Annotated in this window: 10 protein-coding genes; 6 read left to right on the top strand and 4 right to left on the bottom strand. The window is 61.2% G+C overall.

From position 1 onward, the window contains the following. Positions 1-258: 258 nt before the first annotated feature. Complete coding sequence (locus XH90_RS12905) at positions 259-576, bottom strand: hypothetical protein (protein ID WP_194481838.1); 318 nt, start codon at positions 574-576, stop codon at positions 259-261. Between the two features lie 75 nt (positions 577-651). Further along, the gene (locus XH90_RS12910; protein ID WP_194481839.1) at positions 652-1,098 is read right to left on the bottom strand and encodes a hypothetical protein; all 447 of its coding nucleotides are present in this window, start codon (positions 1,096-1,098) and stop codon (positions 652-654) included. Positions 1,099-1,335: 237 nt separating this feature from the next. Between XH90_RS12910 and XH90_RS12915 the strand changes: the two genes are divergently transcribed. The 3 genes from XH90_RS12915 (at position 1,336) to XH90_RS12925 (ending at position 8,257) form a co-directional block, all read left to right on the top strand. After that, complete coding sequence (locus XH90_RS12915) at positions 1,336-1,791, top strand: hypothetical protein (RefSeq protein WP_194481840.1); 456 nt, start codon at positions 1,336-1,338, stop codon at positions 1,789-1,791. Between the two features lie 96 nt (positions 1,792-1,887). Then, on the top strand, positions 1,888-2,199 hold the full coding sequence (locus XH90_RS12920; protein WP_194481841.1) for a hypothetical protein: 312 nt from the start codon (positions 1,888-1,890) through the stop codon (positions 2,197-2,199). A gap of 334 nt (positions 2,200-2,533) precedes the next feature. Further along, positions 2,534-8,257: an SdrD B-like domain-containing protein gene (locus tag XH90_RS12925; protein WP_194481842.1), complete on the top strand. Its 5,724-nt coding sequence runs from the start codon at positions 2,534-2,536 to the stop codon at positions 8,255-8,257. A 66-nt stretch (positions 8,258-8,323) separates the two neighbouring features. Here XH90_RS12925 and XH90_RS12930 read toward each other — a convergent pair whose 3' ends face one another. Then, positions 8,324-10,690 carry a S8 family serine peptidase gene (locus XH90_RS12930; protein WP_194481843.1) on the bottom strand — a complete coding sequence of 789 codons (2,367 nt, stop codon included), beginning with the start codon at positions 10,688-10,690 and terminating at the stop codon, positions 8,324-8,326. Positions 10,691-11,901: 1,211 nt separating this feature from the next. Between XH90_RS12930 and XH90_RS12935 the strand changes: the two genes are divergently transcribed. From XH90_RS12935 to XH90_RS12945, 3 genes are all read left to right on the top strand, one after another. Then, positions 11,902-13,620 carry a type I secretion system permease/ATPase gene (locus XH90_RS12935; RefSeq protein ID WP_194481844.1) on the top strand — a complete coding sequence of 573 codons (1,719 nt, stop codon included), beginning with the start codon at positions 11,902-11,904 and terminating at the stop codon, positions 13,618-13,620. Between the two features lie 9 nt (positions 13,621-13,629). Continuing rightward, complete coding sequence (locus tag XH90_RS12940; RefSeq protein WP_194481845.1) at positions 13,630-14,988, top strand: HlyD family type I secretion periplasmic adaptor subunit; 1,359 nt, start codon at positions 13,630-13,632, stop codon at positions 14,986-14,988. A gap of 82 nt (positions 14,989-15,070) precedes the next feature. Beyond that, on the top strand, positions 15,071-15,544 hold the full coding sequence (locus XH90_RS12945; protein WP_194481846.1) for a hypothetical protein: 474 nt from the start codon (positions 15,071-15,073) through the stop codon (positions 15,542-15,544). A 76-nt stretch (positions 15,545-15,620) separates the two neighbouring features. Here the strand turns inward: XH90_RS12945 and XH90_RS12950 are convergent, their stop codons facing one another. Next, on the bottom strand, positions 15,621-16,202 hold the full coding sequence (locus tag XH90_RS12950) for a hypothetical protein (RefSeq protein WP_194481847.1): 582 nt from the start codon (positions 16,200-16,202) through the stop codon (positions 15,621-15,623). Between the last annotated feature and the right edge of the window lie 320 nt (positions 16,203-16,522).

Genomic DNA, 16,522 nt, shown 5'->3' on the forward strand with positions numbered 1-16,522 from the left:
TGCCTTTGGGTGCCGTCGTGTTTGTGCAGGTAGTGCGTCTGGCTCTCAAGAACCCGGGTCGGGAGCACGGATGAAGGAGATAGAGGTTTTGCTGAGGTCTCTCGTTGACGTCGACCGCGACATGTTGATCTCAGTGTTGTCCATGGAGGTTCAGACTGCGACAAAGATCGCGATGAGCGGTCACCAGCGAACCGCCTGGCAGCGCGTCAAGAGGCAAGGCGCCGTCGAGCGCGCCGCGCGTCTTGCACATATCCTGGCCTATTTCAGGGACGGCGAGGCACCGCCCGGCATGTCGGAGGATGACCGTGAGCTTTGCGCACAGATTGCGGAAAAGCGCAGCTTGTAGGTCGATGCGATGATGCGGACTGCAAGACGTTCGATGAAGAGTTGATCGCCATGGATGAGAACGACGCATTGCTGGCGGACCTTGCGGTCGGCAGTCGCTTCCGGGTCAAGTCCCTTGGAAAGCACAGCAGACGTCTGCACGGCCGGACCGGACGGGTCGTCGGTTTCGCCCATACCAAGAACGCGCTTCGGGTCATTCTCGATGGACAGAAATCCCCGCAGACGCTCCATCGCAGCTACCTCGAACCCCTGACCGAGACCGCACCCTGAGGCAAGGTGCGCTCGACCCTCCGGCTTGATGCGACGTCAGTTGGATTCGATAGGTGCGATCAGATCGACGATGCGAAGCAAGCCCTGACAGACGCGCCAGATGCAGCCTGTCCCGAGAAAGAGTTCGGTAGACGCATTCATGTCGCCGAACTGGAGGTGATATCCGTTGGCGATCACGTTGATGGATATGCGGATGCCGTTCGTGCCCACCAGCTGGGTGCGCGCGGTATGGACCGCTTCCACCAGCCGCCGTCCGAACTCCCTGGCGTCCTCGATATCGAGCGTTGCCAGCCGCGGCGGCGTGCGGGCTTGGTTGAACGGAAACACCGCGTCGATGAGTATGGTGTGCCCGTCCGATTGCAGTAGCAGCTGGCTGACCGACTTTCCGGCCGGGAAGAGGAAACAGCGCTCGTCGAGATCGATCTTGATCTCGTGCTTCGGCCGTAACTCGGCGATGATCCGGGGTGCGGGATTGATATTCATCGTGCTGCAATGCGAGTTGACCGTAAAATGGCTTTATCCTAGGCCGCTGTCGTGGAAGCGGCAAGCTGGATGAGATCAGGGACCGAAATGTTCCGGCATTCGACAGGCCGGCGGAGGCGCTATCGCGAGCCGCCATGTGCGGTATAGTCGATAAAGATTTAGACACGGACGCGGGCCGGGGAGACCCGACCGCGATTTTTTTGGGACATTGGGCCAATGGCAATCAGGATTGCGGCGGTGAGCTCCGCCACCATGTCGGACGACCGCAAGGAATTCGTCGTTCATACCACCGGTAAATACACCGGCGCGCTGGAGCTGCGGTTCGCCAGCGACTGCGTCGACGATTTGATCGCTGCGCTGACAAGCGCGCGGGGCGACGCGCACCCGGCGGCCCCAGATGCCGCCCAGCCGGCCGCCGCCCCGGCAGTCGTCCGCAATCCGAACGGCGCGGAGGCGGTCGCGCCGGCTGTGCCCAGCAAGGACAATCCCGACGAGGTGAAGTTCGAGATCCCCAAGAACTGCACGATTTCCGCCGATAACTCCGGCCGTGGCCTGGTGCTGTTCATTCTCAATCACCGGCTGGAACGACAGGCCGGCTACGCATTCACCCCGGACGCGGCGAAACAATTGGCCGGAGGGCTCACCAAGAGCGCCGATGCATTGCTGGCGCGGCAGGCGGCACCGAAGACCTAGGCGTCGAGCCGCCGTGTTGGTTTCCGGTCTTTTTTGACCCGTTCCGCAAGAAGTGACGATGATGAACAACGCAATCACGCTCAGCATTCGCCCGAAATGGCCGAGATCTCGGATCACTACGCGGCCTGGTCCCAAGGCCGCGAGATTGGCACGATCCGTCACGCGCGCGATGCGAGCGGGCCTGATCGTTCGTGGGAATGGTTCATCGTGGTCCCGATGGGTCTGCCGGCCTGGGCGAGCGGCGACGCACCGGACAGGGACACGGCAATCAGGGCGTTCAGCGCAGCCTGGGGAAGGCTGCTGAAGGAAACGCAGCCGCAGCGGCTGCAGCGCGCCTGGGAACTGGGCCATGCGGCGCAATCGCGAAGCGCGCCGTCGCAGTGCTCGCCGTCTCCGACCGTTGGCTGAGAGCCGGACGATCCTTCCGCTCGTCGGGCTGCCTAAGGTATTTGCCAACCTGCGAAAATCGGCGTTTGTCCGGATTTTCCCGACCATTGACGTCTCCAGCCGTAGCTTTTGCTCTTATAAACGTTGCATTATTGGCAAATAATTGCTTAATTTTCCCGGTTTGGCTCGTTTTGGGCAGAGGCTGTTTTGATTGATTTTTGCCCTCGTTGTTTTGCGTAGGCCGGCACGCGTGTCCCGCGTGAACGGTTTTTTTTATGCAGCCAACGACCGCAGAGCGGCGTCCTCCCAATCGGTTCCGGAATTTTTTTGATTCAGGGCTTTTGGAGGGTAGGTCATGGCAACGTTCAAATACGATCCGGCGACGGGCACGTACACTCTTGTCGATGACACGCAACTGATCGCAGATCCCACTCTAGCCAATCTTTCAGTCGCCACGGATCAAATGGATTATGCGCCGGGCTCGACGGCCGAGATCACGGTTTCGGGCTTTAGCTCGGGCGACACCGTCGAGATTACCGCTCAAGTGGTTGAAGCCGACGGAACGCTGGATGCCATCACGTTCGACACGATATTGACCGTCGACGGCAACGGCACCGGATTGACCACCATGTGGATCGATCCAACGCTCTATACCAACCAGACCATCCTGCTGACCGCGACCGACCTGACCGCGGGCGTCATGACGACGGAAATTTTCACCGACGCGACGCCTCCTGTTCCGACCGATTTCGGATATGTCGATGCGCATATCGACCTGGCGACGACCAACGCCACCACGCTCAGCGACGCTGGAGCCATCTGGGCCAACTCAGGAACGGCGCTGGTTCCCGGCAAGACCAGCGGCACCGGCACTTACAGCACATTCTCGGAGGTGCAAACTTCGAGCGGATCGGAGCAGGGGTTCAACACGAGTGCAAATGGTGTCCTGGACGAGAAATATAGCGACGTTCACAATCACCAACTCCATCTGACGAATCTTGTCGCGGTCTACGACGACGGCAGCGTGGTGGGTTCGGGGACGCCAACAGGAACCACCTATTACGAGTTCAAGCTCGATCTGCATCAAAGTGGCAGCAAGCCGTATCTGTCGCTCGACGGCTTGCAGATTTGGCAGTCGCACACCGACAACCTCGGTCTCAACACCTATACGGCGACGCCCGATACCGATGGTTCGCAGCCATCCACTGCCCCAAGCTTCAGTTTCAATGCGGGTGTTGCGACGCAGATCTACGATCTCGGCGCTCACTCTGTTCTCCTGAACGCTTCGTTCGCGGCGGGTAGCGGCGGCGGTAGCGACGTGATCGTGCTGATTCCGACGGCCGACTTTGACCCGTCATTGGGCAATGCCATCTATCTCTACTCGGCCTTTGGCAACCAGGGCGCCGATTGGCAGGCGAACTCGACCTTCGAGGAGTGGGGGGCTCTGACCGGCACGAACAGCACCCCCAATCCGACGGCGATCCTATCCGGATTCAAATATAATGATCTCAACACCAATGGTGTGCTGGATCCCGCCACGGATCTGCCGTTGCAAGGTTGGACGATCGACCTTTACAAGGACAACGACAATTCGGGAACGCTCACGGCTGCGGACACGCTATTTGCGAGTACGTCGACCGACGCGAGCGGCGCCTACCAGTTTGGTGATCTCGTAACGGGCATTGCCGCCGGCAATTACATCATTGTCGAGGAGAACCAGGCCGGTTGGACGGAGACGCCCGACATCCACACGACGCTTGTCAACGCGGCCTTCAATGCTGGCGATGCCGAACATGGCTATGCTGTGACCGTTCTGGCTACGGATACGACCCGCACCGGATTTAACTTCGCAAACCACGAGTCGAACTTCTCGGCCAGCGGCCAGAAGTTCGAGGACCTGACTGGGGACGGCAAGACGGCCGACGACCAGGGCTGGACCTATGGTCCGGTCACGATCTTCATTGACGAGGACAACAGCGGTACCCTGACGGCTGGTGACAAGTCGACGACGACCGATGCGACCGGTCACTGGTCGATTGGTGGACTGACGCTGTCCGACGTCGGCAAGATCATTTACGAGGTCGTGCCGAGCGGCTCTGAGCAGACCGGCGTGCTGGTGCAGACGGTCGACAATCCCGGCGGCGGCGGGACCGATACCGGCAACGACTTCACCAACTTCCGCAACTTCACCGTCAGCGGCCAGAAGTTCGAGGATCTGACCGGCAACGGCAAGACCGCCGACGACCAGGGCTGGACCTATGGTCCGGTGACGGTCTTCATTGACGAGGACAACAGCGGGGATTTGAGCGCCGGCGATAAATCGACGACGACCGATGCGACCGGTCATTGGTCGATCGGTGGTCTGACGCTGTCCGACGTCGGCAAGAGCATCTACGAGGTCGTGCCGAGCGGCTCTGAGCAGACCGGCGTGCTGGTGCAGACGGTCGACAATCCCGGCAGTGGCGGGACCGACACCGGCAACGACTTCACCAACTTCCGCAATTTCACCGTCAGCGGCCAGAAGTTCGAGGATCTGACCGGCAACGGCAAGACCGCCGACGACCAGGGCTGGACCTATGGTCCGGTGACGGTCTTCATTGACGAGGACAACAGCGGGGATTTGAGCGCCGGCGACAAATCGACGACGACCGATGCGACCGGTCATTGGTCGATCGGTGGTCTGACGCTGTCCGACGTCGGCAAGAGCATCTACGAGGTCGTGCCGAGCGGCTCTGAGCAGACCGGCGTGCTGGTGCAGACGGTCGACAATCCCGGCAGTGGCGGGACCGACACCGGCAACGACTTCACCAACTTCCGCAACTTCACCGTCAGCGGTCAGAAGTTCGAGGATCTGACCGGCAACGGCAAGACCGCAGACGACCAGGGCTGGACCTATGGTCCGGTGACGGTCTTCATCGACGAGGACAACAGCGGGGATTTGAGCGCCGGCGACAAATCGACGACGACCGATGCGACCGGTCACTGGTCGATTGGCGGGCTGACGCTGTCCGACGTCGGCAAGAGCATCTATGAAGTCGTGCCGAGCGGCTCTGAGCAGACTGGGGTGCTGGTGCAGACGGTCGACAATCCCGGCAGTGGCGGGACCGACACCGGCAACGACTTCACCAACTTCCGCAACTTCACCGTCAGCGGCCAGAAGTTCGAGGATCTGACCGGCAACGGCAAGACCGCCGACGACCAGGGCTGGACCTATGGTCCGGTGACGGTCTTCATCGACGAGGACAACAGCGGGGATTTGAGCGCCGGCGACAAATCGACGACGACCGATGCGACCGGTCATTGGTCGATCGGTGGTCTGACGCTGTCCGACGTCGGCAAGAGCATCTACGAGGTCGTGCCGAGCGGCTCGCAGCAGACCGGCGTGCTGGTGCAGACGGTCGACAATCCCGGCAGTGGCGGGACCGACACCGGCAACGACTTCACCAACTTCCGCAACTTCACCGTCAGCGGCCAGAAGTTCGAGGATCTGACCGGCAACGGCAAGACCGCAGACGACCAGGGCTGGACCTATGGTACGGTGACGGTCTTCATCGACGAGGACAACAGCGGGGATTTGAGCGCCGGCGACAAGTCGACGACGACCGATGCGACCGGTCACTGGTCGATTGGTGGACTGACGCTGTCCGACGTCGGCAAGAGCATCTACGAGGTCGTGCCGAGCGGCTCTGAGCAGACCGGCGTGCTGGTGCAGACGGTCGACAATCCCGGCAGTGGCGGGACCGACACCGGCAACGACTTCACCAACTTCCGCAACTTCACCGTCAGCGGCCAGAAGTTCGAGGATCTGACCGGCAACGGCAAGACCGCAGACGACCAGGGCTGGACCTATGGTCCGGTGACGGTCTTCATCGACGAGGACAACAGCGGGGATTTGAGCGCCGGCGACAAGTCGACGACGACCGATGCGACCGGTCACTGGTCGATTGGTGGACTGACGCTGTCCGACGTCGGCAAGAGCATCTACGAGGTCGTGCCGAGCGGCTCTGAGCAGACCGGCGTGCTGGTGCAGACGGTCGACAATCCCGGCAGTGGCGGGACCGACACCGGCAACGACTTCACCAACTTCCGCAACTTCACCGTCAGCGGCCAGAAGTTCGAGGACCTGACCGGCAACGGCAAGACCGCCGACGACCAGGGCTGGACCTATGGTCCGGTGACGGTCTTCATTGACGAGGACAACAGCGGTACCCTGACGGCTGGTGACAAGTCGACGACCACCGATGCGACCGGTCACTGGTCGATTGGCGGGCTGACGCTGTCCGACGTCGGCAAGAGCATCTATGAAGTCGTGCCGAGCGGCTCTGAGCAGACTGGGGTGCTGGTGCAGACGGTCGACAATCCCGGCAGTGGTGGGACCGATACCGGCAATAACTTCACCAACTTCCGCAACTTCACCGTCAGCGGCCAGAAGTTCGAGGATCTGACCGGCAACGGCAAGACCGCCGATGACAAGCCCTGGAGCTATGGTGCGGTCACGATCTACATCGACGAGGACAACAGCGGCACCTTGACGGCTGGCGACAAGTCGACGACCACCGATGCGACCGGTAACTGGTCGATTGGTGGTCTGACGCTGGCCGACGTTGGCAAGAAGATCTACGAGGTCGTGCCGGGCGGTTCGCAGCAGACCGGCGTGCTGGTGCAGACGGTCGACAATCCCGGCAGTGGCGGGACCGATACCGGCAACAACTTTACCAACTTCGAGCTCTTCTCGATCTCGGGCAAAAAATACCTCGATGCCAATTCGAATGGAAAGATTGACGCCGGCATTGATACCGGTCTTGGCGGCATCAAGATCGATCTCTTTGCTTGGACCGACACCAATAACAACGGCAAGGTCGACTCGGGCGAGACATCGCTCCTCACAGTCGCGACAACGGCGGCTGATGGTTCGTACTCGTTCAGCAATCTGGGCCCTGGCAAATACTTTGTGCAGGAGGAGGTGCCCGGAGGCTATACGGAGACCTTCGGTACAGCGGGTTATGCAATCGTTGGAACGAGCGGCACTAACGTCACCAACGACAATTTTGCCAATGCAATCAACCAAACAACTCCCGGCCTGACCAAAGGCTACTGGTCCACGCATTTGACGCTGTGGGATGTCTATAACGGAAATGAAAAGGGGGCGGGCGCTGAAGTGAATGTGACTCCGGGATATGACTGGAACCACAACGGCTCAACCGCAGCAATAACGCTTGCCAATCTGACCACGACCGGGAACTCGAGCGGCCTCGGCCAGGTCAAGACCGCAAACAATGGCGGCGGTGATTCCGGGTTACTGATGGGCGATCTCAACCATGATGGGCTTGTGGGCGGCGACGGGTCGTCTGACCATCTGTTCTTCGACCTTGCCTCCGCCCAGGTACTTGCGAATACCTCAGTGTCGGGGGATGCCCGCGCTATTCTCGCAAGCCAGGCAGTAGCCGCGCAACTCAACGAGTACGTCGATTATGCCTATGACATGGCGCACGGTGGTGTGGCAGCAGGCTTTGACGCATCTCCCACCGGACTGATCGAAGAGGCGGTGCTGTGGTTGAAGGGAACTGGGCTGATCAGTAACGGCGATAGCAAATTGAATTGGTCAACCGCCAACGACCTGACGTCTCCGTCTGTTCAGGCGATCATCAATCTCGGCAGTACTTCGTCGAACCCGGCAGTTGGCACCAACGATTATACGATTAGCGGCAATGCCATTACGTTCAAGAGCACGTCGATGCCGTCGAGCGACGCATCGTGGAACAAGTTCGTTGCAGTATTCAACGAAACGGCGGCCGGTTACCATCCAAACACGGGGAATGCCGCTGTCGACGCTACTCAATACACTGTTACGGCGACCGGCGAAGGCCTGAAAAACGCTCTCGCGGCCTACAACCATGGATTGGATGGTACGACGGCGGGATTTGTCGTGAGTGCCGATGGGAGCTTGATCGGCTGGCAGGATAGCCTTGGCGGTGCCGTATACGATGTGCATGCCAATACGACAGACGCTTTCTGGGGCATCCTGGAGGACCAGAACCTGCTCGGCATACACCCGATCGCAGGCATCAGCCACGCTTAGGATTGCGACCAGGACTTTGTGGACGGAAACCCGCGGCAGATATCTGCCGCGGGTTTCTATTGCCGGTCATGCAACCAGCGTCCACGGCGTTCCCGAGTGGAGCTGGTTCGAGGCCACGCCGGTCACGTCGACAACCGTTACCGGCGTCTGCCCGTTGTGGGCATCGACGACAACGTTGGTTCCCCCATGCCCGTCAGAGAGCAGGTTTAGCCATCCATCCGTGACGGGATTGGTGCCGACATATCCGGCGGACGTGAGGATCTGATTCAGGTCGATAATATCCTGGCCCGCAGTAAAGTCGCGAATGACGGCTCCTGCGGTGGTCAGGAATTTGAACATGAAGGTGTCGCTGCCGGAGCCTCCATAGAGAACGTCAGCGCCGTGCCCGGCGACGATCGTGTCATTGCCGCGGCCGCCCTGGATCGTGTCGCCGAAATCGTTGGCGATGATGGTGTCGTTGCCATCTCCGGCCCAGGCGTTCTTGATGATCGTGCTGGCTCCGATCTGTAGGGCCTTGCCGGCGATGGTGTCGGTCGCGCCCCGATTCAAGTCGAGATATGATCCTGTCGAAACTGCCGCGGTGTTGATTGTCGCGGATCCGCTGGCATCGTTGAGGACCTGCCGACTTGCGCCGGCGGCGGTTGCGAACTCGTCCGTGTAGACGTACGTGGTCGGTGTATTCGGCGCGTCGCCGAGTGCGGTCAAAGTCCAGCTGTTGAGCGTTCCGACGTTGCCCGACACTGAATCGGTCACCGTCAGGGTCCAGGTGCCCTTTGCATCCTCGCCCCAGAAACTATTGGCGGTCGTTTCGAATACGATACCGCTGCCGGTGCCGCCGGTTGGATGTGACGCAAGCACCGCTGTCGTTCCACTCGACGAAGTCAGTGTGACCGCCAAATCGGAGACATGAGCGTGGGTGATGTTGAGATCGATCACCATCTTCTCGACCTCCAGTGAGGACGCAAAGGTGATCTGGCTTTGCAGGCTGCCGGAGCCATCCGGGATGGCCGCGTTATCGGTGTGGCCGGCCGATTCAGTTGACATGTTGGCGTAGGTTGATTGCTTTTGCCAGCTCTCGGCCAATCGAACCGCGGCGGTCGCATCGACCAGGCCGAAGCCATAGTCGTTGCTGAAATGCAATCCACCGCCGTTCCAGTCGTGCGCGCCGTTGGTTTGCCAGCCGGTATTGGTCGGGTCGGAATTCTTGGCCGAGTAAGCCAGAATGTCCATCACGTCGCGATAGCCGAGAGTGGGGTTTGCCTGCAGCATCAGGGCGATCACACCAGCGACGGTTGGTGCCGCGTAGGATGTGCCGGCTGCAGACGTATAATCGTCAGTTGAATAACCGGCGGAGCCGAGCCGATCGTCGGTATAGGTTCCCAGGCCTGGAGCCGAGACGAGCAGCGCGGCGCCTGGCGTGCTGAATGTGGTGATGCGGCCGTTGATGTCCGTAGCGGCCACCGTGATCACGTAAGGATCGTTCTGATAGTTGTGATAGTTGACGTTGTCGCCGGTCGCGCGGCCATTGCCCGCGGCGAAAACCATATCGATTCCAAGTCCGCCCCGGCCGTTGGCGGCATCATTGAGTATCGCCGACTTTGACGACCCAAACGAAGAGCTGAAGAAATTATCCTGATACGCGGCGCTGTAGCCCCAGCTCGCGTTGGCGACGTCCATACCATTGGTAGCCAAGTGGTTGAAAGCATCAGCAATCTGGCTTGGGCCTCCGGTAGAGTAGCTGATGCGAAATCCGGCGATTCCGGCGTGGTAGGCAATTCCTGCGATACCTGATCCATCGTGTGCAGCGGCAAGGACGCCGGCGACTGTCGTGCCGTGGCTATCGGATGAAGTGCCGTAGGCGTCGCTTCCGCCGTTGGTCGCGTCGTAGTCGAGATTCGATAAATAGTTCGGGCTCAAGTCGGGATGATTGTAGTCGATGCCATCGTCGACGATGCCAATCTTGATACCCGCACCTGTGTAGTTCTGCCACGCCTTTGGGACGTTGATGCCAGTTGTCGGATTGGTGAGGCTCCATTGCCAGTTTGCGAAGTAGGGATCTGTGGGTAACGCCGTATCACCAATTGCCGGAGCGAGGGGGCGCCAGGTGGTCGTCACGTCATGGAGGGTAAGAGTCGTCGCGCCTTGGCCGAGTGTGGTCGACCCTGTGCTGCTGCCGCTCGTTGTGCCGCCACTCGTTGTCCCGCCGCTGCTGGTGGCGCCGCCACCCTTCTTCGCAGCGAAGCTCTCCGGCGCGCCCGCATCCGAGGTTGAAGCATCCGTTCCGAGCCCGCGATCCTCTGAATGGCCCGCTGGATTGTCCATCGATCCGACATGTGCCGAGGCGATGTTCAGTCCGACGAATTCCCATTCCAGAGCATTTGCATCCGCTTCAGAGAAATTCCCGTACTGATCATTCACGCCCCGCTTCGCCATCGAATCTCCTTGCATGTAGCGACGAAAGAAAATGCGCCTCATGTCGCGCGTGTTGCGCGGAGATCCGACGACGGAGCGATTTAAGGGTGGGTAAATTCAGTCGTTAAACTGAGATCGGCGGCGCCAAAGCGCTTACGGACGAAGCGCATGCTTCCGGACTGATTTAATGGCGCGTAAATTTGATTTATCTTTGTTTATGTTGATCGCCTCGTGATCGGTAAAATCGTCCGACGAGATCGGGGGTGCCCGCGCTGAATTCCCGCGTAGCGCCGCTTCCCGCTTCCCGCTGCGCGCCGAGTGAAAATGAAATTCGTATATTCCAAAGATTCGGATTGACAGAAGTTCGTGACTGGCGTATAGCCATGCCATCCTGGCCCGTCAAAAGGGCGTATCGCGATCGTCACGACACGGGGCTGGGATGCGGTGGCCGCGACGGCGTCGGCGCGAACAGGGTCGCAGGGCGGGGCTCCTTCGATGGTGCTCCGTGAGCGGCGATTGGGCGCGGTACGACACGGCGCTGACGGCGTCTCCATACGGTCTCGACGGTGCGCGCACGCCAACCGTCGAGGGTCCGGTGGAGGTGTGCGCGGACGGAGAAGTCGTGTGGTCCTGGCGCCCGAAGCTGGCGCCAAGCCTTGTGGAGGCGTCTCGCGCCAACCGGCGTGAACGCGAACATCCGCCTAGCGACGGGGGCAATTGAGCTCGTCTCCCCGAGGAGAGCACGAAGGACACCGTTAAAACCATCCGCGCAGGGAAGGCCGGGATGCCGGCATCACCTGTGACCCACCCGTGCGCACTTTCTTCGCACACGGGCTGCGGGTGCCGGCCGGCGCCCGACCTTCCCTGCGCCCTTTCCTCCGGGAAAAGGGAGTTCCCAGATTGAACCCGGGCATGTTGCGCCGCGGGAGCGCGAACCCATGTCCACGATTTGAGATATGACGGGGCGGGCGCCGGCGCCGCCTTATGCCACCCGGCTGCTTCCAGGTGCGCTCCAATCGATAATAAATATCGTAAATATCGTTGATGCCGTAGCTCTACGGGCACTTTTACCTTTCAGCGAGGATTGCTTTCTCGACGCGGAAGGGCTGTGCTAGACATTGTGCTCAATTGGATGAGAATTGTTACGGCTGCCAGCCGGTCTTTAACTTTGCCGGGCGTTGTCGCTCCGGTCGGTCGTTTTTGATTAGAGGGGCGGGCATCCGCCGGATTGTGTGAGCGCGCCTTTTAAAAGGCCGGACGAACTCCGGCGCCTGCTGCAGACCTGCCAAGGCTACTTTCTGACGGCCGGCATCTTCAGCCTCTCCATTAATCTGCTGTATCTCGCCGGCCCGCTCTACATGCTGCAGGTCTATGACCGCGTGATCTCGAGCGCCAGCGAGATCACGTTGTTGATGCTCACCATCGCGCTGCTGCTGGCCTTCATGGCGCTTGCCGGACTGGATGCGGTTCGTGCGCGCGTGTTGACCCGCGCAAGCATCCGTCTCGACCAGAAGATCGCGTCGCGTGTCATGACCGCGATCATCGATCGCTCGGCCGTCGCGGGTGGCGCCCGCAGCCAGGCGCTGCGCGATTTCGATACGTTTCGTCAGTTCATCACCGGTACCGGCGTCCATGCGATCTTCGATCTGCCATGGGCGCCGATCTACATCGCCGTCATCTTCGTGCTGCATCCCTTCCTCGGGGCATTCGCACTCGCCTGCTCGATCGTCCTGGTCCTGATGGCCCTGCTCAGCGAGTGGCTGGTCAAGCTGCCGCTGACGGAATCGAACGAGGCTGCGTCCCGCAGCTACAGTTTCACCGAGATGAGCCTGCGCAACACCGAAGTGGTCCGTGCCATGGGCATGACCGGCGGCCTGTTGCGGCGCTGGGGCCGCGACCGCGACCGGATGCTGGAGCGGCAGGTGGCTGCAAGCGATCGCGCGGCCGCGATCCAGAGCCTGATCCGTTTCCTGCGGCTCGCAATGCAGTCCTTGATCCTGGGACTTGGCGCCTATCTCGTGATCGAGCGGCTCACGACGACCGGCTCGATGTTCGCCGCCAGCATCCTGCTCGGACGCGCGCTGCAGCCGGTCGAGCAGATCGTCGGCTCGTGGCGGGGTTTGGTGTCGGCGCGGGCCGCCTTCCTTCGTATTCGTGAACTGCTCCAGGCACATCCCGTTCTCGAGGCGGGGTTGACGCTGCCCAAGCCCAGGGGCCGTCTGTCGGTCGAAGCGCTCACTTTCGTCCCGGCGGGTACGGCGAAGCCGATTCTGCGGGGCGTCACATTCGCGATTGAAGCGGGGGAGGTGCTCGGCGTCATCGGTCCTTCGGGCGCCGGCAAGTCGACGCTCTCGCGCCACCTCGTCGGTGTGCTGACGCCGTCGGCCGGAGCCGTGCGGCTGGACGGCGCGGGCGTCTCGACCTGGGTCAAGCGCGCGATCGGCGACCACATCGGCTATCTGCCTCAGGACATCGAGTTGTTTTCCGACACGATCGCCGCAAACATCGGGCGCTTCGACGAGGGGAACGACAAGGAGGTCATCCTTGCCGCTCAGCTCTCGGGCGTGCACGAGATGATCCTGAAGCTGCCGAACGGCTACGACACGCAGGTCGGCGAAGGCGGCGCCATCCTGTCCGGCGGCTTCCGCCAGCGCATCGGACTGGCGCGAGCGGTCTATGGCAGCCCCAGCATCGTTGTTCTCGACGAACCCAGCTCGAATCTCGACAGCGAGGGCGACGTCGCGCTTGCGGACTGCATCGTACAACTGAAGAAGCGGGGAGCCACCGTCGTCATCGTCTCGCATCGCCCGGCCACCATCGGCGTCGTCGACAAGATCCTGGTCCTCCGGGAGGGCGTCGCCGAGATGTTCGGGCCGCGCGCCGAGATCATGGCGCGCCTGACCCGTCCCGTACCCGTGCCCGTGCACGCGGTGCAAGGCTCCAGCAGCTAGGCGCGTCCCATGGCGATCATCGAGGCGGTACCCAAAAATCTCACGGGCGTTGGAGCCAAACGGGCGATCGCCGGCGGCCCACCCAGCGATTCCATCAAGCACGTCGCACTGGCCGGCTGGATCATCATCGCAACGTTCTTTGGCGGCATCGGTGCATGGGCCGTGACCGCCCCGCTCAACGGCGCCGTGGTCGCCAACGCCGTGGTCAAGGTCGATGGCAACCGCAAGAGCGTGCAGCACCTCGACGGCGGTATCGTCAAGGAACTTCATGTCAAGGAAGGCGACCGTGTTCGCGCCGGCGATCTGCTCATCGTGCTCGATGGGACCCAGGCGCGCGCGGAGTTCGACGTCCTCACGCAACAATGGGTCGTGCTTCGCGCCACGGAGGTCCGTCTGCTGACCGAGCTCGACCACGGGGCCGAACTCGTCATGCCCGCCGACCTGAAGGCGCGCTCGGACGATCCTTATCTCAAGAGCGTATGGAACGGGCAGATCAGCCAGTTCGACAGCCGGCGAGCCGCGCTCGAAGGTCAACGCAGTGTCATCAGGGAAAAGATCAACCAACTGGGCTCGCAGATCGTGGGGGCCCAAGCGCAAGTCAAGGCGTTCACGGAGCAGATCAACTCCGTCCACAGCGAGGCAAAGGATATCGCGCCCCTGGTCGACAGAGGACTGATCGCGCGTCCCCGCATTCTGCAGTTGGAGCGCACCGCCTATGGGCTGGAGGGCCAGATCGCGGATGCGAATGCCAACATTGCCAAGGCGCGCCAGGCGATTGCCGAGCAGGAGCAGCAAATTGCACAGCTCGATAACGATCGGATGACCGACGTGACCAAGGATCTTCGCGATACGCAGGCGAAAATCCTGGAGGTGATCCCGAAGGCCATGAACGCCAAGGCGGTCCTGGGGCGCATGGAGATTCGCGCGCCCTACAGTGGCCAGGTGGTCGGCCTCAACGTCTTTTCGGTTGGCGGCGTCATCCAGCGCGGCGACAAGATCCTGGACATCGTCCCGGAGCAGGACGGGCTGACCATCGAAGCGCAAGTGGCGGTCGAGGACATCAGCGACGTGCATCCCAATACGCGTGCGGAGGTTCACCTCACGGCTTACAAGCAGCGGATCGTGCCGATCATTCACGGCGACGTCATTCAGGTCTCGGCAGATCGTCTGACCGATCCGAAGACCAACAACCCGTACTACACGGCCTTCGTGCGGATCGACGGGGACGAGCTTGCCGCCATGCCCAATATCAAGCTCTATCCGGGAATGCCTGCAACCGTCATGATCCCGACCGTCCAGCGCACGGCCTTCGAATATCTGGTCGGCCCGCTGATCATGTCCTTCAATCACGCCTTCCGCCAGAAATAGGAATTGCGGCGACGTCGAGCGCGGAGAAGGGCAAGGTGGCCATCGTCCGACGCCGACGCCACGAGAGAGTGACGCTTTTCCGATGCGCACAGCTGTTGTTGTTGTCCTCCTTGGCCTGCTCGCCGGCTGCGGGGGAGTCCGGCAGGCGCTTCAGAACGAGAGCGAGGACGCCTCCGTCAGTCTGACCGATGCGCTCGCGGATTGCCGGAACGCCTTTCCCGACCAGATCACGCAGGCCGTGCGGCGCGCCGACTGCATCGTGAAGGCGACGGAGCTTTCGGTCAGGCCCAGCCTGCCATTTCCGGAACTGCTCGACCGCGAGAATGCGCTGCGCAAGACGCTTGCCGTCCAGGTCGAGGCGGGCAAGGTCTCGCTTCTCGAGCGAAACGACCAGATCGCGAAGGCCCACATGGCCATCGTTGCGGAAGAGGCGGAAAGACTGAAAGCCGTGCCGGCGGACGGGCAGGGCGCCAGCCCGACCTCCGTCGTTCAGTGGCGGGCCTCCAATTCGAATGCGTGTGCCGGTCTTGGGGGCAATTCTCCGAATTGCTATTGAACTGGCTTGGCGCGCCACTGCGACACGGCGCGAAACGTCGGAGCGAGAAGATTCGTCGCCCGGGCCGTCCCGATATTCACTTGAACGGGTCGTTGATCGAAGGAGCTGATTGCCTCACGCGTCGAACGCCGATGGGAGTGCCATCCGACACGAACAGAAGCTCATATCTCTGGCCGCGAGAGTCGGTCGCCGTGCAGGTGACGTTGGAAACCTTGCGCGCTGCGAAGTTGCCGAACTGGCGGCAGACACCCGTAGACGCCTCCTCCGCAGGCACCGGAAGCCCATGGACCTTCGGCCTGTGTTTGGAATTCAAGAGCATCCGGTCGACCGGAAGCTCGTAGGAATTGTCATCGAAGCGCTTGCCATTTTCTCCTGAGAAAGACACGACATGGCTATCGTCCGTCGGATCCTCGAGGGCCACAGCGAAGCTGACCCGTCCGGATTCCGTATGAGCGTAGGCAACGGCCTTGCACGCATAGTCCTGGCCGGCGATCTTGAGTGTCGTGCACTTGCCGGACATGAGCGCAAGAATGTCGGTCATCGGCTGACGATGTTCGATGTGTCTGGGCGCGTCGGAACGTTGCTCGACTGCCTGTCGTGTGTCCGCCGTTTGCGCGCCGCATGGGACTGCCAGGGTCAGAAACGCCCCGGTCAGCATGAGCGGGCGCCCCGCCCGCGGTTGAAGACGCGATAAAATGTTCAAGCCAGCCCCCATTGCAGGGCTAACGACCGCGACGGAGAAAGCCTCGTTCGATCATACCCTTACCCTGGTTGTGACATAGTGGCATTGACGTGATTGCCGATCAATCGCAACGAAGTCCGGGCGGGAAGAGCCTTGCCTTTTTAATTAATGCAGGCGAGACATTACACGCTTGGTCGAAACGACTACGGCCGTTTCGTTCGGCAAAGCAGCTTGCTTGGCCGAGGCAACTGTCGCGACGGCGTCGATTTAACGAGCTAGGAACCCGACGCGCGAAG

The sequence above is a fragment of the Bradyrhizobium sp. CCBAU 53338 genome (assembly GCF_015291665.1).
In the GTDB taxonomy this organism is placed as follows: Bacteria; Pseudomonadota; Alphaproteobacteria; order Rhizobiales; family Xanthobacteraceae; genus Bradyrhizobium.